Annotated in this window: 19 protein-coding genes; 11 read left to right on the top strand and 8 right to left on the bottom strand. The window is 69.8% G+C overall.

The window, feature by feature from the left end; all coding sequences use genetic code 11:
• The first annotated feature begins 105 nt into the window (after positions 1-105).
• Positions 106-633 (top strand): MarR family winged helix-turn-helix transcriptional regulator, encoded by a 528-nt coding sequence (locus tag H1D24_RS26455; RefSeq protein ID WP_181660192.1) that lies wholly within the window; start codon positions 106-108, stop codon positions 631-633.
• 16 nt (positions 634-649) lie between these two features.
• On the opposite strand, the gene H1D24_RS26460 is transcribed toward H1D24_RS26455, so the two are convergent.
• The gene (locus tag H1D24_RS26460; RefSeq protein WP_181660193.1) at positions 650-2,176 is read right to left on the bottom strand and encodes an FAD-dependent monooxygenase; all 1,527 of its coding nucleotides are present in this window, start codon (positions 2,174-2,176) and stop codon (positions 650-652) included.
• Between the two features lie 100 nt (positions 2,177-2,276).
• On the opposite strand from H1D24_RS26460, the gene H1D24_RS26465 reads away from it, so the two are divergent.
• A complete protein-coding gene (locus H1D24_RS26465; RefSeq protein ID WP_181660194.1) occupies positions 2,277-2,879 on the top strand; it encodes a TetR/AcrR family transcriptional regulator in 603 nt (200 codons plus the stop codon).
• A gap of 116 nt (positions 2,880-2,995) precedes the next feature.
• Here the strand turns inward: H1D24_RS26465 and H1D24_RS26470 are convergent, their stop codons facing one another.
• From H1D24_RS26470 to H1D24_RS26480, 3 genes are all read right to left on the bottom strand, one after another.
• Positions 2,996-3,235: a hypothetical protein gene (locus H1D24_RS26470; protein ID WP_181660195.1), complete on the bottom strand. Its 240-nt coding sequence runs from the start codon at positions 3,233-3,235 to the stop codon at positions 2,996-2,998.
• A 93-nt stretch (positions 3,236-3,328) separates the two neighbouring features.
• Positions 3,329-5,362, bottom strand: a complete 2,034-nt coding sequence (gene malQ, locus H1D24_RS26475; RefSeq protein ID WP_181660196.1) for a 4-alpha-glucanotransferase — start codon at positions 5,360-5,362, stop codon at positions 3,329-3,331.
• The gene (locus tag H1D24_RS26480) at positions 5,363-5,629 is read right to left on the bottom strand and encodes a hypothetical protein (RefSeq protein ID WP_181660197.1); all 267 of its coding nucleotides are present in this window, start codon (positions 5,627-5,629) and stop codon (positions 5,363-5,365) included.
• A 377-nt stretch (positions 5,630-6,006) separates the two neighbouring features.
• On the opposite strand from H1D24_RS26480, the gene H1D24_RS26485 reads away from it, so the two are divergent.
• The 5 genes from H1D24_RS26485 to H1D24_RS26505 all read left to right on the top strand — a co-directional run bounded on the left by H1D24_RS26485 (position 6,007) and on the right by H1D24_RS26505 (position 12,607).
• Positions 6,007-9,213 (top strand): beta-N-acetylglucosaminidase domain-containing protein, encoded by a 3,207-nt coding sequence (locus H1D24_RS26485; protein WP_181660198.1) that lies wholly within the window; start codon positions 6,007-6,009, stop codon positions 9,211-9,213.
• Positions 9,214-9,489: 276 nt separating this feature from the next.
• Complete coding sequence (locus tag H1D24_RS26490; RefSeq protein ID WP_181660199.1) at positions 9,490-9,909, top strand: hypothetical protein; 420 nt, start codon at positions 9,490-9,492, stop codon at positions 9,907-9,909.
• Between the two features lie 87 nt (positions 9,910-9,996).
• On the top strand, positions 9,997-11,283 hold the full coding sequence (locus tag H1D24_RS26495) for a hypothetical protein (RefSeq protein ID WP_181660200.1): 1,287 nt from the start codon (positions 9,997-9,999) through the stop codon (positions 11,281-11,283).
• A gap of 38 nt (positions 11,284-11,321) precedes the next feature.
• Complete coding sequence (locus tag H1D24_RS26500) at positions 11,322-11,870, top strand: hypothetical protein (protein ID WP_181660201.1); 549 nt, start codon at positions 11,322-11,324, stop codon at positions 11,868-11,870.
• A complete protein-coding gene (locus tag H1D24_RS26505; RefSeq protein WP_181660202.1) occupies positions 11,867-12,607 on the top strand; it encodes an ABC transporter ATP-binding protein in 741 nt (246 codons plus the stop codon). The genes H1D24_RS26500 and H1D24_RS26505 overlap by 4 nt, the downstream gene beginning before the upstream one ends.
• A 259-nt stretch (positions 12,608-12,866) precedes the next feature.
• On the opposite strand, the gene H1D24_RS26510 is transcribed toward H1D24_RS26505, so the two are convergent.
• Positions 12,867-13,403 carry an HNH endonuclease gene (locus H1D24_RS26510; protein ID WP_067273458.1) on the bottom strand — a complete coding sequence of 179 codons (537 nt, stop codon included), beginning with the start codon at positions 13,401-13,403 and terminating at the stop codon, positions 12,867-12,869.
• A 460-nt stretch (positions 13,404-13,863) separates the two neighbouring features.
• On the opposite strand from H1D24_RS26510, the gene H1D24_RS26515 reads away from it, so the two are divergent.
• Positions 13,864-14,928 (top strand): mechanosensitive ion channel family protein, encoded by a 1,065-nt coding sequence (locus H1D24_RS26515; protein ID WP_181660203.1) that lies wholly within the window; start codon positions 13,864-13,866, stop codon positions 14,926-14,928.
• A gap of 94 nt (positions 14,929-15,022) precedes the next feature.
• On the opposite strand, the gene H1D24_RS26520 is transcribed toward H1D24_RS26515, so the two are convergent.
• The 3 genes from H1D24_RS26520 to H1D24_RS26530 are packed head-to-tail and all read right to left on the bottom strand — an operon-like array spanning position 15,023 to position 16,824.
• A complete protein-coding gene (locus H1D24_RS26520) occupies positions 15,023-15,961 on the bottom strand; it encodes a hypothetical protein (RefSeq protein WP_181660204.1) in 939 nt (312 codons plus the stop codon).
• 1 nt (position 15,962) lies between these two features.
• Positions 15,963-16,493: a tetratricopeptide repeat protein gene (locus H1D24_RS26525; RefSeq protein ID WP_181660205.1), complete on the bottom strand. Its 531-nt coding sequence runs from the start codon at positions 16,491-16,493 to the stop codon at positions 15,963-15,965.
• A 1-nt stretch (position 16,494) separates the two neighbouring features.
• Entirely contained in the window at positions 16,495-16,824 is a 330-nt protein-coding gene (locus H1D24_RS26530) for a hypothetical protein (RefSeq protein ID WP_181660206.1), read from the bottom strand.
• 357 nt (positions 16,825-17,181) lie between these two features.
• Here H1D24_RS26530 and H1D24_RS26535 point away from each other — a divergent pair, with 357 nt between their 5' ends.
• From H1D24_RS26535 to H1D24_RS26545, 3 genes are all read left to right on the top strand, one after another.
• Complete coding sequence (locus H1D24_RS26535; RefSeq protein ID WP_181660207.1) at positions 17,182-18,411, top strand: ROK family transcriptional regulator; 1,230 nt, start codon at positions 17,182-17,184, stop codon at positions 18,409-18,411.
• Between the two features lie 326 nt (positions 18,412-18,737).
• Positions 18,738-20,069 (top strand): ABC transporter substrate-binding protein, encoded by a 1,332-nt coding sequence (locus tag H1D24_RS26540; RefSeq protein ID WP_181660208.1) that lies wholly within the window; start codon positions 18,738-18,740, stop codon positions 20,067-20,069.
• Positions 20,070-20,080: 11 nt separating this feature from the next.
• Positions 20,081-21,040, top strand: coding sequence for a carbohydrate ABC transporter permease (locus H1D24_RS26545; protein ID WP_181660209.1), 960 nt, complete (start codon positions 20,081-20,083; stop codon positions 21,038-21,040).
• The last annotated feature ends 2 nt before the right edge of the window (positions 21,041-21,042 follow it).

The following is a 21,042-nucleotide window of genomic DNA, read 5'->3' on the forward strand; positions in this document are numbered from 1 at the left end:
AGTAGCTTAGCACTAAGCTACTTTTGAGCAAGTGGATTAGTAGATGGATACTTGCTGCCGAGTTAGTTTCTTGCCGCCGATCGAACCTGCGCCGATACTTTTCCCATGAAGACCACCCCGCAGGACAAGGCGACCGAGCAGGTCAAGGACGCCGTCGACGCGATCATCGAGCAGTGGGCCACCGTCAGGCCCGATCTCGACACCACCGCGATGGAGGTCTTCGGCCGCGTCTACCGGCTCGCGCGCACGATGGGCGACCGCGTCGAGAAGGTGTACGCCCCCTTCGGCATCTCGCGTGGCGAGTTCGACGTGCTCGCCACACTGCGCCGGGCCGACAAGCCGTACACGCTCTCGCCGCGCCAGCTCTCCGCGGCGCTGATGCTGACCACCGGCGGCATGACCGGCCGCCTCGACAAGCTGGAGCGGGCCGGGCTGCTGCGCCGCTCCCCCGACCCGCACGACCGGCGTGCGCTCCAAGTCACGCTCACCGAGAAGGGGTTGGCTGTCGTCGAGGAGGCGGTCGTCGCGGGCCTTCAGGTGCAGACCGAGGCGCTGTCGGCGCTCGACGAACAGCAGGCCGGCCAATTGGCCGACCTGCTGCGGAAGTTGCTCGCGGGCGCGAGCAGCGACTGACGCTTACGTACGACGTTCAGTTGCCCGCCGTCGTGGGCTGTTCCCCCACCGCGGAACGCCTGCCCACAGCCGTGGCGACCGCGTCCTCGATCGTCGTCGCGTCCGCCGACTCCGACGCCCACGCCACGTACCCGTCCGGCCGCACCAGCAGCGTCGTGCGGCGGTCGCTCGTCCAACGGGTCACTGTGAGACGGTCCTTGCGGTCGCCGGCGTCGATGGCGGTGGCGTCGGCCGCGGTGATCAGGACGAACTTCCCGCCCCGCAGGGCCTCGTAGAGGCGGCCACCCTCCAGGGCCACGTCCGGGACGCGCTTGCCGGTGAGCGGGTGGGCGCCGCGCGGCGCCGGGTACGCGTAGCCGATGCCGGTGATCTGGCCGACCATCTTGGTGCGGGCGGGGCGCGCGATGCCGAGGAACGCGGTGAGCGCGGCGCGGGCCGCCAGCGTCCACGGGTACTTCGCCATCGCGAGCCGCACGATTCCGCCGCTGGAGCGCAGCACGGCCTTGCCGACCGGGTGCCGCTCGGTCTGGTAAGTGTTCAGCAGGCCTTCCGGAGCGTGGCAGTTCAGCACCGCGGCGAGCTTCCACCCGAGGTTCGCGGCGTCCTGCAGCCCGGTGTTCATACCCTGGCCGCCGGCCGGGGTGTGCACATGCGCGGCGTCCCCGGCGAGGAAGACGCGGCCCACCCGGTACTGGGGCGCCTGCCGCTCGTCGCTGTGGAAGCGGGACATCCAGCGGGCGTCGTGCATCCCGAAGTCGCGGCCCAGGGCCAGCCGGGTGATCTCCTTGATCTCTTCGAGGTCGACGGGGTCGCTGTCGGGGACGTCGCGGCCGCGGTTCCATCCGATGACGCGGTAATAGCCGTCGCCGAAGGGGGCGATGAAGGCGAAGGCGTCCCCCACGGCGTTGACAGTCAGCAGGGTCTCCGGCGGCTCGGCGAGCAGCACGTCCGCCAGGACGACCGAGCGGATGACCGACTTGCCCGGGAAGGGCTGACCGATCGCCTGGCGGACCGCGCTGCGCAGACCGTCGGTACCGACCACGTACGCGGCCCGCCGCGTGGACTTCTTGCCGTCCGGGCCCCCCACCTCGACGGTCACCCCGTCGGCGTCCTGCGTCAGACCCGTCACCTCGGTGTCGTACGCGAACCGCACGCCCGCCTCGACCGCGCGCCGCTCCAAGGCCGCCTCGACCTCGTACTGCGGCAGCACGAGGAGGTGGTTGAAGCGGGACGGGAGGGTGGTGAGGTCGATGGTGAGGCGGGTGAAGAGGCGGAGCCGGTCGAGGCGCTGCCCCTTGGCCTCCAGTTCGTCCGCCAGGCCGCGCGCGTCGAGCTGTTCGAGCGTGCGGGCGTGCAGGACGAAGGCGCGGGACAGGTTGCTGATGCCGTGCGGCCGCCTCTCCAGCAGCGTGACGGGGATACCCGCCTCGGCGAGATCGCCGGCCAGCAGCAGGCCCGTGGGGCCGGCGCCGACGACGATGACCCGGCGGTCGTCGTCGCGGTCTTGGTCGTTGCGCTGAGTCGATCCGGTCCTGCCGTTCATGGCGGCCTCCCTGATGCCAACACCTGTTGGTCAACGCTTGTTGGCTAACGTACGACTCCGGCTATGGACTGTCAACAGCCGTTGGCCTACGGTTGTTGGCATGTCCGAAAGCGTCTCCCCACCCGCACCCGCCGGCACGGGTCCGTCCGGGCGCCCGCGCCGCTCCGACGCCACCCGTACCGCCATCCTGACGGCTGCCCGCGAGCGCTTCGCCGCCGAGGGATACGAACGCGCCACCATCCGCGCCATCGCCAAGGACGCGCGGATCGACCCGTCGATGGTGATGCGCTACTACGGCAGCAAGGAGGGGCTTTTCGCGGCCGCCTGCGTCTTCGACCTGCACCTTCCGAACCTGGACGGGACTCCCTCGCAGGACGTGGGCCGGACGCTCGTGAACCACTTCCTCGACATGTGGGAGGAGAACGAGGTGCTCACGGCGCTGCTGCGGGTGGGCGTCACCAACACGGCGGCCGCCGAGCGCATGCAGGAGATCTTCAAGGAGCAGCTGCTGCCGGTCGTACGGCAGGCCTCCCCCGATGCGGGAGCTCCGGCCCGCGCCGCGCTGGTGGCGTCACAGATCCTGGGCATGGCCCTGACCCGCTACGTCCTGCGCTTTCCGGTCACCGTCGCACTGAGCCGCGAGGAGATCGTGGACTGGCTGGCACCGACGGTGCAGCGCTACCTGACGGCGGACAAGCCGTAAGGCGGCGGGACGGAACGGGGAAAGGCGTGCGGACACGTCGAGGGCGCCTCTCCGCACGGTGTACGCGGAGAGGCGCCCTCGACGAAAGCGATCGGGCGGGCCGGAGGCCCTGGGGGTCAGCCCTGCTTCTGCTGCTTGCGGGACTTGTCGCCCACCATCACAAGACCGGCGATCGCTAGGAAGATGACGATCGGCAGCACGACGTACAGGCCCAGCGTCTCGATCACGCTCAGGCCGGGGCCCGGGTCGTCGCCGTCGTCAGGGACCAGCGCGGAGGCGGGGGACGACATCAGCAGCATCATGAGCGTCGTACCGGCAGCCAGGGCGCCGGCGCGCAGGGCGTTCTTCTTGTCCACGGTGCCAACGTAGCGAACCGCCGAACGGGCCGCGCGCCCGGGGTGCCGTACGAGCCCGCTCGGCGCGCTCTCAGGGCCTGAGCACGTCGATCCTCAGGCCCTGAGCACATCGATCAGCGCACGCAGCCGGGGCGACGCAGCGAGCTGCTCGAGGGTGACAGGGCGGCCCTCGGCGTCCGCGATCGGCAGCCGCCAGTTCGGGTACTGGTCCCAGGTGCCCGGCAGGTTCTGCGGGCGCCGGTCGCCGACCGTGTCCGGCAGCCACAGGCCGATCATGCGGGCCGGGGTGCGCAGCAGGAAACGGTGGACGGCGCGGATCTGCTCCTCCTCGTCGACCGGGCCGTCGGGCAGCAGCCCGAGCCGCGCCAGCAGTGCGAGCCATTCGCCGACGTCGGTGGCGGCCTCGGCGCGCTCCTCGTCGACCGGGCGGGTCAACAGGCCCAGTTCGGCGCGGAGTCCGACGTGGTCGCCGGTGAGCCGGGACGCGGTCGACGGCAGGTCGTGGGTGGTGGCGGTGGCCAGGCAGTCGGCGCGCCACTCCTCCGGTGGCAGCGGCAGCCCCGTACCGTCCCAGTCCCGCTCGAACCAGAGCACCGAGGTGCCGAGGATGCCGCGGTCGTGCAAGGTCTCGCGCACGCCGGGCTCGACGGTGCCGAGGTCCTCTCCGATGACGAGGGCGCCGGCGCGGTCCGCCTCCAGCGCCAGGACGGCGAGCATCGCCTCCGCGTCGTAGCGGACGTACGTCCCTTCCGTGGGGGGTTGCCCCTGAGGGATCCACCAGAGCCGGAAGAGGCCCATGACGTGGTCGACGCGAAGGGCGCCGGCATGCCGGAAGAGGGCGCGCAGCAGGTCGCGGTACGGGGCGTAGCCCGAGGCGGCGAGCCGGTCCGGGCGCCAGGGGGGCAGGCCCCAGTCCTGGCCGCGCGCGTTGAACGCGTCCGGGGGCGCGCCCACCGTCATGCCCGCCGCAAGGTGGTCCTGCAGCGCCCAGGCGTCCGCGCCGCCGGGGTGGACACCGACGGCGAGGTCGTGGACCAGCCCGATCGGCATGCCCGCGTCATGCGCCGTGCGCTGGGCGGTGGCGAGCTGGGCGTCGGTGAGCCAGGCCAGGAGGGTGTGGAAGTCGACGCGGTCCCGCTGCTCCTCGCGGGCGCGTGCGGTCTCCGCCGAGCGCGGGTCCTTCAGGCCCTCGGGCCAGGTGTGCCAGTCCGGGCCGTGCACCTCGGCCAGCGCGTACCAGGTGGCGTGGTCCTCCAGCGCCTGCCCTTCGGCGGCGAGGAAGTCCTGGTAGGCGGCCCGCCGGCCCGGGCCCAGCGGCACGTTCCGCACGAGCTCCAACGATTCCCGCTTGAGCGCCCACACTGCGTCGCGGTCGATGAGGGCGCCCTTGTCCAGGACCGATGCCCGCAGAGCGGCGGCCCGCCCCAGCACCCCTTGGGCCTTCTCACGGTCGGGTCCCGCGAGATACGCGTACTCGGGGATGTCCTCGACGCGCAGATGGACCGGGTCCGGGAACCGCCGGGACGAGGGCCGGTACGGCGAGGGGTCGGTCGGGGCACCGGGTACGGCCGCGTGCAGCGGGTTGACCTGGACGAACCCCGCCCCGAGCGAGCGGCCCGCCCAGGCGGCGAGCTCGGTGAGGTCGCCGAGGTCGCCCATGCCCCACGAGCGCTCCGAGAGCAGCGAGTACAGCTGGACGAGCAGCCCGTACGTCCGGCCCGACGGACCCGGCACGTGATCCGGTGCGACGACCAGATGCGCCCGGGCGGTGCGGCCGTCGGGAGCGGTGGCGTGCAGCGCGTGGACACCGGGCGGCAGGCCCAGGGCGGATGCCCGGGTCTCGCCCTGCTCCGTCTCGATCCGCAGGCTCGTGCCCGGCGGCAGGTCCGCCACGGCGGCGGGCTCGCGTCCCGGCCGGGCCACCACCGTCGGCGGAAGCAGCCGCTCCCGTATCTCGGCCTCCCGGGCCTCGAGCGCGTGCCCGATGGCCTCGGGCGTGCTCGCGTCGACGCCCAGCGCCGCCAGCGTGGCGACGACCGCGGAGTCCGGCGCCTGGACCGTCCGGCCGGGCGACGGGGAGTACGAGGTGGCGACGCCGTGCAGCGCGGCGAGCCGGGCAAGGGGCATCTACGCTCCCATGGGGTCCTGGGACGCGGCCGCGCCGGTGGGGGTGGGTTCGCTGGTGAGCGGGGCGACGTCGGCGAGCGGCGGCTCGCTGGTCAGCGGGGCGGCAGCCGCGAGGGGCGGTTCGCTGGTGAGGGGCGCCTCCGCGCAGGCGCCTTCGGCGGTGAAGCACATGCATTCGTCCGGCGCGTTGGCCGGGGCGGGGATGACCTCTGACAGGTCCATGGGTTTGGAGAGGGCGGAGAGCAGAAGGTTCGCCGATGCGGCCACAAGGGCCTCCTTGTCGTGGGCCGGGCATCTCCCCGGCATGGCCGGGCGTGCATGGTCAGGCAGCCCATACCCCGTGGGCGCGACCGCAGACGTATTGGGTCGATCAACGTGGTCCTGGTCACATTCTGTTCCGCGGGCGGGAGTTGATCCAGTGGGCGCGGCGCCGAGGCCGCAACTCCCTGGAGCAACTGCGCCACAGCGGCCACGCTCGTTGACACTCTGCGTGGGTGAATGGTGGGCTCTCTGTCACCGTTCGGGGCCTGTGACGACTCGGCCTGTGACGACTCGGCCTGTGACGACTCGGCCTGTGACGACTCGGCCTGTGACGACTCGATGAGCGGCAAGTGGAACGCAGTTGACCGACGAGGAGAAAGCCCGTGCAGCTCGGCCGCAGGGGACGCGGAAAGAGGGCGGCTGCCATCGCGTGCGCCGTCGTCGCTGGTGCGCTGGGGGCGGGCGCGCCGGGCGCTGCGGCGATTCCTCCGCCGCGGGGCGCTACGGCGGGTTCTTCGCTGCCGGATGCTGCGACGGTCCCGCAGCCTCGGGAGGCTGCGACGGTTTCCCCGCGGCCGGATGTGCCGTCCGCGGCCTCGGCCGATGACCGCGGGCGGGAGACGGAGACGTCTCCTCCGCCGGAGACGTCTCCGGCGGAGAAGGCTCTTCCGGCGGAGAAGGCTCTCCCGTCTGTCCGGCCCCGCCCCCAGTCGATGCGCGCCGGCGGCGCGGCGGCCACAATCACCGACGACGTCACCCTGGCCGCGCCCAGCGGCACGGATCCGTACGCGATGCGGGCTGTGCGCGCCCTGCTGCGCAAGGCGGGCGCCCGGCGCATCACGGAGGTTCGGGACGGTGCGGCGCTCCCCGCCGGGCGCGGGCTGGTGATCCGCGCGCGCGAGGAGGCGGCCCGCGCGAGCGCCGGGCCGGGCGCCGGCCGCCCGCGCGGGGGTAGCGGGGAAGTCGGGGGCTCCCTCCGGGCCCTCGGTGCCGCCGAGCGCGGCGATCTGCCGGCCGGTGGGTACCGGCTGGCCGTGGGACGCGTCGGCGGTCGTGACACAGTGGCGGTCTCGGGGGCCGGCGAGGACGGCCTGTTCCACGCGGTGCAGACGCTGCGCCAGCTGGTGACCGGGCGCCGCATCGCCGGTGTGGTCGTGCGCGACTGGCCCGGCACCGCCGTACGGGGCATGACCGAGGGGTTCTACGGCACGCCCTGGACGACGCGGCAGCGGCTGGCCCAGCTGGACTTCATGGGGCGGACGAAGCAGAACCGGTATCTCTACGCACCCGGCGACGACCCGTACCGCCAGACGCGCTGGCGTGAGGCGTACCCGACCGCGCAGCGCGCCGGTTTCCGCGCGCTCGCCGAGCGGGCCCGCCGCAACCATGTGACGCTCGCCTGGGCCGTGGCGCCGGGCCAGGCGATGTGCCTGTCGTCGGACAGCGACCTGGGCGTCCTGATCCGCAAGCTGGACGCCATGTGGGCGCTGGGGGTACGCGCCTTCCAGCTCCAGTTCCAGGACGTCAGCTACAGCGAGTGGCACTGCGAACAGGACACCGCCGCCTTCGGCTCCGGGCCCCGAGCGGCCGCGAAGGCGCACGCGCGCGTGACGAACGCGGTGGCCCGGCATCTCGCGAAGCGCCACCCGGGCTCCGCCCCGCTGTCGCTGATGCCGACCGAGTACTACCAGGACGGGCGGACCGCCTACCGCACGGCGCTGTCGGGCGCCCTCGACGAAGGTGTAGAGGTGGCCTGGACGGGCGTAGGCGTCGTACCCAGGACCATCACAGGTCCCGAACTCGCCTCGGCACAGCGGGCGTTCGGCTCCCGGCATCCGCTCGTCACGATGGACAACTACCCGGTCAACGACTACGCGCAGGACCGCATCTTCCTCGGCCCCTACACCGGTCGCGAACCGGCCGTGGCCACCGGCTCCGCGGCGCTTCTCGCCAACGCGATGGCGCAGCCCGCGGCCTCCCGCCTGCCGCTGTTCACGGTCGCCGACTACGCCTGGAACCCGCGGAACTATCGGCCGCAGGAGTCCTGGCCGGCCGCGATCGACGACCTCGCCGGCGGCGACGAGAAGACCCGCGAGGCGGTACGCGCGCTGGCCGGGAACAACGCCTCATCCGTACTCGGCGCCGACGAGTCCGCGTATCTGAGGCCGCTCATCGAGGAGTTCTGGCAGGCCCGTACGGTGCAGGACGACGCGCGGAACGAGGCGGCGGCGCGGCGGCTGCGGGCGGCGTTCTCGGTGATGCGCCACACCCCAGGGCGCCTGTCCGGCACCGCGCTGGGCGGCGAAGTGCAGCCCTGGATCGAGCAGTTGGGGCGCTACGGAGCGGCTGGCGAGACGGCCGTCGACATACTGCTCGCGCAGGCGCGCGGCGACGGCGGTGCGGCCTGGCGGGGGGCGCGGGTACTCGCCCGGCTCGCCGGCGAGCGGGAGGCCGGCCTGCTGGGCGGCGGGGCGGCCGCGGACCGGGTGACGGTCGGCAGCGGCGTACTCGGCCCGTTCCTGAGGCACGCCGAGCAGGCGTACGCGAGGTGGTCCGGGGTCGCCCAGGAGCCGGCCGCGACGGAGCAATCCGCGCAGGAGGATGCCGTGCGGGGCGGCACGATCCGTTTCGCGCGCGTGCGCCCGCTGGCCGCGGTGACCGCGATGACAGCCCCCGGCACCCCCGGCACCGTGGAGGCGCACATCCCGGGCCAGGGCTGGCGCCGTCTCGGCGGGCTGGCGGCCGGCGGCTGGACGGAGCTTTCGGCGAGAGGGCTGCGCGCCGACGCGGTGCGGGTCACCGGCCCCGCAGAAGGGAGCGCCAGGTCCCTCAGGCGGGGGGTGAGCGTCGAGCATCTCGTCCCCTGGTTCGCCGACTCCCCCGCCGCCGAGGCGCAGCTCACCCACGAGACCGACGCGGTGGTCGGCGGCGCCACCCAGCGGCTGAGCCTGCGGCTGACGCCGCGGCGCCCCGCAGACGTCCGGGACAGGGTCACCGTGCGGGCGCCGCGCGGCGTCGTCGTGCGGGTTCCGCGGGAGACGACGCTGCCCCGCGGCACAGCGGTGACCGTGCCGCTGCACGTCACCGTCCCGGAGGGGACACCGGCCGGGACGTACCCGATTCGCGTCACGTTCGGGGACACGACGCGCACCGTCGTCGTGCGTGCCTGCCCGCCCACCGGGGGCCCGGACCTCGCGCGGGGCGCCGCCGCCCGCTCGTCCGGCGACGAGACCGCGGACTTCCCGGCGTCGGCGGCGGTCGACGGCGACCCGGAAACCCGCTGGTCGTCGCCCGCCGACGACGGCGCATGGTGGCAGCTGGAGCTGCGCAGGCCGGCCCGCATCGGCGCGTTGGTCCTGCACTGGCAGAACGCCTACGCATCGGCGTACCGCATCCAGGTCTCGTCGGACGGCAGGACGTGGCGGACCGCCGCGGCCGTGCGGGACAGCCAAGGCGGCCGCGAGACGATCCGCATGGACGCGCCGGGCACCCGCTTCGTCCGCGTACGGGGCGAAAAACGAGCCACGCGCTTCGGCTACTCACTGTGGTCGGTGGAGGCGTACGAAGTGGCGAACAAAGCAGCAAATTAGCCCCGGGACCTTAGCTCTCCGCTGCAGTCAGTGCGGCTTAACTGTCGCTCCGACACAGTTCACCTGAGAAACCGAAGAATGCCCGGAAACGGGGGTCCGGGTGCGACTTCCCACAAAGGGCCAGAATCGCCGTAGGCCATAATAGACATTCGACGCAATCCAACAGGTCGATTGACGTGCACACGCCTACCTCATACATTCTGAGCGTTCACTGGAAATCCACTCTCTGGAGAAGTTCCCACACCTTGCACCCTGGGGGGTCGCGTGCCCGCGAGAATGACCACGAAACAAAAAGTTGCCGTCGCTACCGGAATCATTTCGGCACTCATACTGGCAGGCGCACCAGCCGCATACGCCAACTGGACCGGCTCCATCAGCGGAGAAGGCGTTGGCTACGAGTCCCAACGCTGGGCCGACGAACAGTACTCACAGCTATGGCTCCAAGACTGTTCCGCTTCCAATGGAAGCTCCAGCACGAACATGAGGTACTACCGGGACATATCCTTTGCCCCGGACCCATATTATGACGACAAAACGTTCACGGAATGCTTCAAGGGCAATAACTACTTGAGCATGGGCGAGTGGCACGACCTCCCGTCAGGCGAATACTATTTCCAGATCATGGAAATCGGTGGCGGTTCATCAGGAACGCTCTCCGTCTACAAGACATCCGTAGACACCACCGCCGCAGACTAGTAGACGCAGGCGTACATATATCCGGGGCGGGCTCCGACGGCGTCCGCCCCCGGATTCTCCTGCCCCGTTGGCCTGAAAGATGCCTTGATGAGACTTCGCACCAGCCTGCGAGCCAGCTGCGCACTGTGGGCCCTGCCGTTTGCGATCGCGCTATCCCTCTTTTACTACTTTGCGGCCAACTCGACCGCACCCCCTAACGCCCTCCATTTTGCGCCAGCAATTACCAGCGCTCCGATCCTTCCTTTGTACGCTATTGCGTATGCCTTCGCAGGATCGCTGGCCACATGGGAGAGTGGTCGACTTCGCAGTGCCGGCATCTGGGCACTTTCCCCAGCGCGTTCGCGTTACCGGGTCGCCGCGCATGCCCTGCTCCCCGTGCTGGGTACTTCGTGGATCGTGCTGATCCTGCCGACCACACTGGCGCTGGTGCAGTACACAACCTTTCCCACCCTGGACAGCCTGCGGCTGCTGGCGATGGCAATCCTTGTATGCGCCGGACATGCGGTGCTCGGTTTCGCGATCGGCATGCGCGTCTCGCACGTCATTGCTGCCCCCATCGTGGCCGCCACTATCTGGGTGATGGTGGCTTTCAGTTGGGCGGTTGATCCGCCTTGGCTGCGACATGTTTCTGGCCAGTACCCCACTGATCTGATGTTTGGCGAAGTACCCAGCCTTATCTCACTGACACCTCACATCCTGCTGACTTGGGGCATTGCAGCAGGCGTTTCACTTCTGTGGCTACCACTGCGGTCGGGGCTTGCGCGCATCACACTCGGCTTTGCCATTGCTCTAGCAGGGCCAGTCGGCGCTTACGAGATCGCCCGGGACTGGAGTTACAACCCTCCGCTCACAGTCGGCCAGGCAGAGATGGCCTGTTTGGGCGAGTCGCCTAAGGTCTGCATGCCCGAAGCGACAGCCAGTCACCTGCCGAAAGTGCGGCGCGACGTCGTGTCGGTCCTGAACGGTCTCGAGGCGGCTGGGATAAATACCTCTCCGGTCGTCATCACCGACCGGGTGGTGGACGGACGATTCAGTCGGCCGTCGACCGCAAAATCCTGGCGGCTGCCGCTGACCGCCGCAGCAGAGCGGGGGAGCGTACGTTTCCAGACTCTGGGAGCCGCTGTGCGGTTCCCTTGCACCCGGCCAGACTTTGCTGCAGCCCGTCCAGCAATGCTCTGGGCGGCCGAGGTCACTCACCTGTCAGATTCGTATCGCAAATGGGTGTCTCAGCAGGGAGAGCCAGCAACCGACGACACCGCAGGTTCGTGGGCGGATACCCAGAAAGTGGTTGCCAAGACACGGCTCTTGCCAGTCGAACAGCAGGCACAGTGGTTCGCAAAGATAATCAACAATGCCTGTGACGAAAAGGCGTGACAATGTGGTGGTTCAAAGCACGCCGTGTCCACACCGTCGTGGCCGCTTCCCTGGCAGCCGTCGCCGCACTTGCGCTGATATTCCAGGACGGTACGGTCAGGCTGCCTTCCCTGACTGTAGCCTCCGGAACCGTCGTGCTGGCACTGTTTATTCCCATTCCTCTGGTAGCTGGGCTCATGACCAGTCTGGAATCCCGCCTGCCCGGTCCGGAAGCCACTGGCACTCGTCATGTGCAGGCCATGGACGCTGCACTCGTCATCGCCGCTGTGGCGCTGACGACGCTCCTGTGTATCGGGCTCGGTGCTGCCCTCGGCTCCTCGTCGAGTTACACGGTGGGCCGCAATTCCATGTTCCTCACGGGGCTGATGCTCTGTGCGCGCCCACTGATGGGCCGCCCTGCGGTCATGATGCCGGTGGCCTGGCTGATCACCACCGTCCTGTGCGGCTTCCGTCCGGGAAACGACCCCCGCCCCTGGACCATCGTCCCCGAGCCGCCGCTCGCGCCCCACGCCGCCGTCGGCGCACTCCTGACGTTCCTCATCGGCATCGCCGTCCAGCTCCACACCTCCTCAAGGACCCTGAAATGACCCTGGAACTGGCCGCCTGCACCTACACGTACAGCCGCCGTAAGCCGCCAGTCCTGCGCGACTTCGATTACCGGCTCCCCGAAGGCCTGACGGTCCTGCTCGGCCCCAACGGCGCCGGGAAGTCCACCGTGTTGAAGCTTGCCGCTTCAGTCCACCGTCCTGGCACCGGCACCGTGACCTTGGATGGCGTCCCATCCCATGCGAAGTCGTACCGTCAGCACGTGGCCTGGATGCCGCAGGACATCACGCCGATGCCCTCGCTCACGGCACGTGAGTACGTCGCCTACATCGGCTGGCTGAAAGGCATGAAACGCGACGTGGCATGGGAGCAGGCCCAGCGAGCCCTGGCGCGGGTAGAGCTCTCCGAGCTGTCCGACACCAGGACCAGCCAGCTCTCCGGCGGCCAGTTGCGCAGGATCGGCGTGGCCGGCGCGCTGGTGCACAACGCGCGGGTCCTGCTCCTGGACGAGCCCACCGCAGGCATGGACCCGCGGCAGCGGAGGGTCTTTCGAGACATCCTGCGCACTCTCGCTGGTGACGTCCAGGTGCTGATGTCCACGCACGACGTGGCCGACCTCGCCGAGGAAGCCGACCACGTCACCGTTCTGTACGAGGGGCAGATACTCCATACCGGATCCACGGACACGTTCCTCGCTCACACGCCCGCGGGGACCGCCCCCGGACGCGCCGCCGAGAGCGCCTATACAGAGCTACTCACCCGCCACGGGGCAAGCTGAAGACTGCGACTCTCCCGGCCACCCCCGCCGCATCTAAGCCGCCGAAGGAGGAAGCCCCTGGGCGAGGCCGCTCCATTCCGCCCTGACTTCTTGCCGACTTCTTGCCTGCGGTCAGCCAGGCGATGGGCAGCCCGGATCCTGCGGTGCGGCACTAGGGCCGCGGTGGAGGCAGTGCTGCGCGCCCGACGGCCTGTCGCCCGGAAGAGACAAGCGTCACCCGGGCGACCTGCCGACAGGGGAACACGAAGGCCCGGATCCGTCAGGCAGAGATGCCGTCGATCCGGGCCATCGCGTCCTCCGCGCCGTACGGCTGCAAGTACGGCAGCCAGCGCGGGTCCCTATGGCCGGTCCCGATGATGCGCCACGCGAGTCCCGTGGGCGGGGCGGGCTGGTGTCGCAGCCGCCAGCCGAGCTCCCGCAGGTGCCGGTCGGCCTTGACGTGGTTGCAGCGGCGGCAGGACGCCACCACGTTGTCCCAGACGTGCTTGCCTCCACGGCTGCGCGGGATGACGTGGTCGACGCTGGTTGCGACGCCACCGCAGTACATGCACCGGCCGCCGTCGCGGGCGAAGAGCGCCCGCCGGGTCAGAGGAACGGGCCCCCTGTAGGGGACCCGGACGAACCGCTTGAGCCGGACCACGCTGGGTGCGGGGACAGTGACGGTCGCGCTGTGCATGAAGGCGCCGGACTCCTCGAGGCAGATGGCCTTGTTCTCGAGGACGAGGACGAGCGCGCGGCGGAGCGGTACGACGCCGAGTGGCTCGTACGACGCGTTGAGGACCAGGACGTGCGGCACGGATGCCTCCTTGTACGCCGGCGGCGCGTGGCTCGCGCCGGGACGATCTGTTGTCAGTCTGACCTCATGCCTGGTCGAAGCGCCACCATGTCCGGGTAACGGGATGAGGGAGTTTTCCCCGCACGCCCTGCTCCAGGTGCCGCTCGAACCCGTCGGCCTGTGGTTCGGCCAGCGATTCCGGGGATGGTCCCGCGGAAGTGTGCGGTCGGCCACACTCCTTCCGGGCGGGCGGCCGTGTGCAGTCGGCCACACCGCCCAGGGGCGCGCGGTCGCCCTACCTCCTTCATCCCCTGGTGAGCACAGTCTCTCCCTCGAACATCACAACGATCCACACACAATGCCCCGTTAGTGTGGTGTGTCTGCCCGAGCGGTGCGCACCGTGCGACCGTCGTCCCAGAACGCCCTGCGACCGCTGTCTCCGGACGGCCCGGGCAGGCCGCTACGCCTGGAGGTACCTGCCGTGTTCTTGTCCGTCCTGCCGGCCGCCGGATCCTCGTCGTCGGATCCGAAGAAGGTCACACTCGAGGACGCTCAGGAAAAAGCGACCAACGCCGCGAGCTGGGTCGAGCAGAACTGGTCGACCTGGCTCAGCATCGGCCTTCGCGTCCTGCTGATCATCATGATCGCCGCGGTGCTGAGAGTGGTGATCCGGCGTGCGATCACCAAGCTGATCGAGCGCATGAACCGCACCGTGGGGGCCGTGGACGGCACCGCGCTGGGCGGACTGCTGGTCAATGTGGAGCGGCGCCGCCAGCGCTCCCAGGCCATCGGCTCGGTGCTGCGCTCGGTCGCGTCCTTCCTGATCATGGGTACGGCCGCGCTGATGATCCTCGGCATCTTCGAGATCAATCTGGCGCCGCTGCTGGCCTCGGCCGGTGTCGCGGGTGTCGCGATCGGTTTCGGCGCGCGCAACCTGGTCACGGACTTCCTCTCCGGTGTCTTCATGATCCTCGAGGACCAGTACGGCGTCGGGGACACCATCGACGCGGGCGTGGCCTCCGGCGAGGTCATCGAGGTGGGCCTGCGGGTGACGAAGCTGCGCGGCGAGAACGGCGAGATCTGGTACGTCCGCAACGGCGAGGTCAAGCGCATCGGCAACCTCTCGCAGGGCTGGGCGACGGCGGGCGTCGACGTGACGGTCCGCCCGACCGAGGACCTGGACCGGGTCAAGACCGTCCTGGCCGAGGTCGGCCAGGACATGGCCAAGGACGAGCCCTGGAACGAACGGCTCTGGGGCCCTGTGGAGGTCCTCGGCCTCGACAGCGTCATGCTCGACTCGATGGTCGTCCGGGTATCCGCGAAGACCATGCCGGGCAAGGCCCTGCTCGTCGAGCGCGAACTGCGCTGGCGGATCAAGCGGGCGTTCGACGAGGCGGGCATCCGTATCGTCGGCGGCCTCCCGGCCCAGCCGGAGGACGAGAGCGCGGCGGCCGACCCGACGGCGGGCATGGCGCCGCCGTCGGCATACGCGTCGACGACGTCGCCGCAGTCGGTGGCGGCTTCGCCGATCGCGCCGACGAAGTAGGGGGCGGCGCGGCACGCAGCCTGCACAGAGAGGCGGCACCCGGAGATCCAGGTGCCGCCTCCCGGCGGAGACGGGGTGCCGCCTCACCAAACGGTCAGATCAGGTCTTCGTCCGGCTGGTGAGTGCCACCCTTCTTCTCCCGGAGCGTCGCGCGTACGCGCTCGAGCACCTGGGGGAAGTCCAGCGGGTCGCTGGAGTCCACCGTGACGTCGGCGGCGCTGGAAACCCTGAGAGTGACGGAGGAGCGGTCGCCGCTGGAGACAATGATCTGCATCTGGCGCACGGTGTCGTATCGGGCGAAGGACGCCACCTGTGAAGGCCTCGGCGTGATCGAGATGCCCTGCCGGTGCAGCGGCACCGACGCCGTACGCACCGCCACCACGTCCTGGTAGTGGTACTCATGTGTCTGCTCCGACTGCAGCTGGCCCGAGAACAGATCGAGCTCGCAGCGGTAGATCGCAAGTTGGTAGTGGGTCGGGCAGATCACCATGAACTCGTAGCGCGAATAGCGCATCCGGCCGTCGTCACCGATGGCACTGCGGCAGGGGAACGCCGGGCCCCAGACCGCCAGTTGATTGTCTCCCAGCCCGCCGGCGCCGCCCTGCGCTCCGGTCTTGGCGGCGATGTCCTCGAAGCTCGCTCCGCCGGGTCCGGTGACGGCGCGGGGCGCCACCAGGTCGTCGGGGGTGAGTCCGAGCTGAGGCAGCGACCGGTTCACGATCGAGAAGGCGTCCGTGGCGATGAGCTGGTCGATGTCCGTGTCCGAGGGGCGCGGCACGGCCATGGCGTAGGCGGCATCGTACGCCCGCTTGGCACTCCAGCCTTTCAGCCCGCAGATCGCACCGGCCACCAGCACGACGAAACCCAGGAAGGAAGCGCCCCCGTCTGCGGCTACGAGCAGCAGCAGTCCGAGGACGGCACCGCCGCCGCCCAGGGCCATCTTCAACTGCGCGGCCTGCAGATCTGCCGGATCGGGCGGGTCGATGAAGTAACGGGCGATCCAATGCGCAGGCGGTCGCGCGGTCGAGGTCACGTCAGTTCTCCCTGGATGTCGAGCGAGGTGTCACGCGGCGCAGCCGGCGGTCGAGAAGGCCCCTTGTCCGGCTTTCCGGTACGGGCACGTGGTCGAGGATCTCCCGGCCTCTTTCCGGGTCGACGAGTGAGACGAGACGGCGGGTGTCGGCCGTCGGCGGGCTGGGCCGACCGCTGCCACGTGTGAGCAGACCGTCGTTGATGATGAGCGCGAGCACCTTGGCGTGGTGGCAGTCGGGCTCGTCCGTCACCAGCCGGACGAGTCGCTCTGTCAGCCCCTGGATCTGCCGTGTGCCATAGCGGTCGGGGTGACGGCCGCGGAGCGCGGCGAGCACCAGCTGGAAGCGAGCCGCGCCGTCGCCTGGCTCCCTCTCGAGAACGCGCTTCAGATGGCCGATCGCCGTTTCGTAATCCCGCGCTTCGAGTGCTGCCGCGGCGGCGGCCCGGTGATCTACCAGCGGACCGCCGTTGATGATGGTGTCCGCGTTCTGGATCAGGTCCGCTCGCTGGCTGCCGATGTGGAAGTCCGCCATGTCAGCCGAGTGGCAGTGCGGCGACGATCGCCTCCAGCGAGCCCACGATGCCGGCGGTCGCCGCGACCCCGGCAAGGAGTTCGGCAGCCTTGGTCAGCCCGGCACGGATGCGGCCCGGGCTCGCGGTGGGTGAGGAGGCCTCCTCCAGGGCACCGACGAGCTCGGCCGCCGCTTGGGCCGCACGGTCGTCGTTGTCCGTGGTATGCCCGCGCAGCTCCTCGATGAGCTGGGTCAGCGTCTGTGTCAGATCGCCCGGCAGGCCACCATGGTTGTGGATCACATCGGCGTTCTGAATGAAGCCGCTCTGCTGCTTGATGTGGAAGGTCGCCATAGAAGCCCCCGTGGCGCTGATGAGTGCACCAGGCACTCCAGAAATCAACTCCCTTATTTTATAGGGGAATTCCCAACAGAGCCACAGGCGTCCGCGCACCACCACTGCCCCGGTGGCGCCCGGAGTGCCACGGTGCACGCAGCCCCGGCAGGTAACGGCTCTGTTTCCTGCAAGGGCGGTTTCTCTTGGCGCCTTGACGGCTTCTCCGTCCCGGGCCTACCTTCCTCCCCAACCGATAGGAAACTTTCCTAACAGTGCTCGCGACAGTGCCGACAGTGCCCGGGAGGTGATCCCTGGATGGACTTCCGGCCAGGGCCACTGGGAAGCTGGGCAGCGGAAAGGCAGGTGGCGACACGCATGGCAGGGACCGGATCCGTATCCACCGGTACGCCGGGCACTCCCCGCGTCCTGCGCGCCATGAACGACCGGGCCGCGCTCGATCTCCTGCTGGAGCACGGGCCGCTGTCCCGGACGAGGATCGGCAAGCTCACCGGTCTGTCGAAGCCGACCGCCTCCCAGCTGCTGGCCCGTCTCGAGGCCGCCGGGCTCGTGATCGCCACCGGAACCAGCGAGGGGCTGCCGGGGCCCAGCGCACAGCTGTACGCGGTGAATCCCGCCGCCGCCCGGGTCGCCGGGCTCGATGTCACACCCACGGGCATCCGGGCCGCGGTCGCCGACATCACCGGCCGCACCGTCGGCACCTACGAACTGCCGACACCCGGCCGCAGCGCCCAGGGCGCCATCGAGCGGGTGCTGCACGCCCTGGACGGCGCGGCCAAGGACGCCGGGCTGCACCGCACCGACATCCACCGGCTGGTGATCGGCACACCCGGCGCCTTCGACCCCACCACCGGCAATCTGCGCTACGCCAGCCACCTGCCCGGCTGGCACTCCCCCCGGCTGCTGGAGGAGCTCGCCGCGGCCCTGGGCCCCCTCCCCTTCGAGGTGGAGAACGACGTCAACCTCGCCGCCGTGGCCGAGCAGCGCATCGGCGAGGCGCAGGGGTGCGAGAACTTCACCCTCCTCTGGGGGGAGAGGGGCTTCGGTGCCGCCGTCGTGATCGGCGGCCGGCTGCACCGGGGCGCCACCGGAGGCGCGGGCGAGGTCGCCTTCCTTCCGCTGCCCGGAGCGCCGCTGGTACGCAACGTCGCCCGCAGCAACGCGGGCGGCTTCGAGGAGCTGGCGGGCCGCCGGGCCATCCTGCGGCTGGCCCGCGACCACGGTCTGACTCCTCCGCCCGGCGGAAGCCTCACGCAGAAGGCCGCGGCGGTGGTCGCCGAAGCGGCACGTACGCCCGAAGCAGGGGAAGCCGTGCTCGCCGAGTACGCCACCCGGCTGGCGACCGGACTCGCCGCGATCGTCGCGGTGGTCGACCCCGAACTGATCGTTCTGGCCGGCGCCGTGATCACCGCCGGAGGGGAGCAGCTGCGCTCCCTGATCCAGTCCGAGCTGGCGGAACTGGCCGTACCCAGACCCGTGATCCGGCTCAGCACGATGCCGGACCATCCTGTGCTGTGCGGAGCCCTGCAGTCGGCCCTCGGGGCCACCCGTGACGAGGTATTCGACACCACGGATCGCACCCCCTGATCCGCGGGCACGGCCTGGTCCTCCCCCTCACCCCGGCACCCTCAGACGCCCCGTGACCCGGGGCACGCGCACCCTCCCCTCGAACGCCCTTCCCCCCGGACAACCACCGCCGCGCGCACGCCTGTTCACGTAATCAACTCACTGATCGCCCGCCCGTCCGTGCTTCAGCACACCCTCGCACGGCCCGGTACGCACCACTACATGCCGATACATCCCCCCTCCCCTGCACCCCGCACGGCCCCTACACCCCCGCACGGCCCCTACACCCCGCACGCCCAGACACACCTTCCCTCCCCGATCCGGTCCCTGCTCCCAAGGAGTTCTCCATGCCCAGAATCTCCCGCGTATGCCTCGCCGGCGCGGTCACCGCGCTCGCCCTGACCGCCACCTCCTGCACCGGTTCCAGCACCTCCGGCGCGACCGACGACGCCGGCAAGCCGTCCACCATCACCTTCTGGCACCCCTGGAGCGCTCCCACCGAGGTCAAGGCGATCGAGGCGAACGTCGCGGCCTTCGAGAAGGCGCATCCCAACATCAAGGTCAAGGTCGTCGGCAACGTCGACGCCGACAAGGTGAACCAGGCGCTGCGCGCCGGCGGATCCAACGCCCCCGATGTGGTGGCATCCCCCGAGACCAGCAACGTCGGCAAGTTCTGTTCGTCCGGGGTCTTCGCCGACCTCGACCCGTTCCTGAAGAAGTCGAAGATCGACACCGCCAAGACGTTCCCCAAGCCCATGCTGGACTACACCCAGTTCGAGGGGACGCGCTGCGCACTCCCCCTGCTCGGTGACGCGTACGGCCTCTACTACAACAAGACGGCGTTCGAGAAGGCCGGCATCACGTCCCCGCCCAAGACCCTGTCCGAGTTCAAGGCCGACGCGATCAAGCTGACCAAGACCAAGGGCGACAGCTACTCCCAGCTCGGCTGGATGCCGAACTTCCACGGCTACGAGGTCACCGTGCCGCACCTGGCGGCGCAGTGGAGCCCCACGTACTTCGACGCCTCCGGCAAGTCGAACGTCGCCAAGGACCCGGCCTTCAAGGAGCTGCTGACCTGGCAGTCGGACATGGTGAAGGCGCTCGGCGGCTACAAGAAGCTGGAGAAGTACCGCTCCACCTTCGGTGACGAGTGGTCAGCGCAGAACCCGCTGCACACCGGCCAGATCGCCATGAACATCGACGGCGAGTGGCGCGGCGGCATGATGGAGGACGCGGGCGTGGACTTCGAGTGGGGCGTCGCGCCGTTCCCCGTGCCGGACGACCAGGCGGACACCTACGGCAAGGGCTTCCTGACCGGCACGGTCATCGGGCTCGCCAGCACCAGCGGCAAGCAGAACGCGGCCTGGGAGCTGGTGAAGTACATGACCACCGACACCGACGCGGTCGTGTCCTTCGCCAACGCCATCAACAACATCCCCTCGACCTTCGAGGCGCTGAAGTCCCCCAAGCTCGAGGACGACCAGGCGATGCAGGCCTTCGTGAAGATCGCCGAGAACCCCGACAGCAACACCACACCCGCGGCGATCAACGGCAGCGCCTACCAGGACACCCTGCAGAACTTCGCCTACGACTACGAGTCGGGCAAGGAGAAGGGCCTGGACGCCGGGCTGGAGAAGACGGCCGAGCAGATCGACACCGACATCGCCCAGGCGAAGTAGGCCCGTAGGTCATGACGATCCTTCACGGCCACTCGGCGGCGCTTCGCTCGAAGCGCCGCCGGGAGGGGATGCGTACGCTGGCGTTCCTCTCCCCGTGGCTCATCGGTTTCAGCGTCTTCTTCGTCTATCCACTGGTCTCCACCGTCTACTTCTCGCTGATGAAGTACGACGGCTTCCGGCCGCCCACCTGGAACGGCCTCACCAACTGGACATATGTCTTCACGCAGTACCCGTTCTTCTGGGCCGCGATGCGCAACACCCTGTGGCTCGTGGTGATCATGGTGGCGTGCCGGGTGGTCTTCGGCCTGGGAATCGGACTGCTCATCACCAAGATCAAGACGGGGGCGGGTCTGTTCCGTACGGCCTTCTACCTCCCCTACCTCGCCCCGCCCGTGGCGGCGACCCTGGCTTTCGCCTTTCTGCTCAACCCCGGTACGGGACCGGTCAACCAGGTGCTCGGCGACCTCGGTCTGCCGCAGCCCGGCTGGTTCAACGACCCGTCCTGGTCCAAGCCGGCGCTGACCCTGCTCGCCCTGTGGGGCATCGGCGACCTCATGGTCATCTTCATGGCGGCACTCCTGGACGTACCCAAGGAGCAGTACGAGGCCGCGGAACTCGACGGCGCGGGGCCCTGGAAGCGGTTCCGCTACGTCACGCTGCCGAACATCTCCCCCATCGTGATGTTCGCCGTGGTCACGGGGGTCATCCAGACCATGCAGTACTACACACAGCCGCTCATCGCCGGTAAGACGGCCAGCGGCGTCATCGGCGCCGGCGCCGGCCAGATCTACGAGCCCGGCTATCCGGGCAAGTCGACGCTGACCCTCCCCCAGCTCGTCTACAACCTGGGCTTCCAGCGCTTCGACACCGGCTCCGCCTGTGTCGTCGCGCTCGTCCTCTTCGCCCTGTCCATGGCGTTCACCGCGCTGCTGATGCGCCGCCGCGGCGGCCTGATCACGGTGGAGGACTGATC

The organism is Streptomyces himalayensis subsp. himalayensis (genome assembly GCF_013778455.1).
GTDB classification, from domain to species: Bacteria; Actinomycetota; Actinomycetes; order Streptomycetales; family Streptomycetaceae; genus Streptomyces; species Streptomyces himalayensis.

What these genes read in the sequence shown, in the direction of transcription:
- malQ (WP_181660196.1), bottom strand. Translation starts at nt 5,362, where the DNA reads ATGCCCCTTGCCCGGCTCGCCGCGCTGCACGGCGTCGCCACCTCGTAC.
- H1D24_RS26455 (WP_181660192.1), top strand. Translation starts at nt 106, where the DNA reads ATGAAGACCACCCCGCAGGACAAGGCGACCGAGCAGGTCAAGGACGCC.
- H1D24_RS26490 (WP_181660199.1), top strand. Translation starts at nt 9,490, where the DNA reads ATGACCACGAAACAAAAAGTTGCCGTCGCTACCGGAATCATTTCGGCA.
- H1D24_RS26540 (WP_181660208.1), top strand. Translation starts at nt 18,738, where the DNA reads ATGCCCAGAATCTCCCGCGTATGCCTCGCCGGCGCGGTCACCGCGCTC.
- H1D24_RS26505 (WP_181660202.1), top strand. Translation starts at nt 11,867, where the DNA reads ATGACCCTGGAACTGGCCGCCTGCACCTACACGTACAGCCGCCGTAAG.
- H1D24_RS26545 (WP_181660209.1), top strand. Translation starts at nt 20,081, where the DNA reads ATGACGATCCTTCACGGCCACTCGGCGGCGCTTCGCTCGAAGCGCCGC.
- H1D24_RS26535 (WP_181660207.1), top strand. Translation starts at nt 17,182, where the DNA reads ATGGCAGGGACCGGATCCGTATCCACCGGTACGCCGGGCACTCCCCGC.
- H1D24_RS26525 (WP_181660205.1), bottom strand. Translation starts at nt 16,493, where the DNA reads ATGGCGGACTTCCACATCGGCAGCCAGCGAGCGGACCTGATCCAGAAC.
- H1D24_RS26530 (WP_181660206.1), bottom strand. Translation starts at nt 16,824, where the DNA reads ATGGCGACCTTCCACATCAAGCAGCAGAGCGGCTTCATTCAGAACGCC.
- H1D24_RS26495 (WP_181660200.1), top strand. Translation starts at nt 9,997, where the DNA reads ATGAGACTTCGCACCAGCCTGCGAGCCAGCTGCGCACTGTGGGCCCTG.
- H1D24_RS26460 (WP_181660193.1), bottom strand. Translation starts at nt 2,176, where the DNA reads ATGAACGGCAGGACCGGATCGACTCAGCGCAACGACCAAGACCGCGAC.
- H1D24_RS26465 (WP_181660194.1), top strand. Translation starts at nt 2,277, where the DNA reads ATGTCCGAAAGCGTCTCCCCACCCGCACCCGCCGGCACGGGTCCGTCC.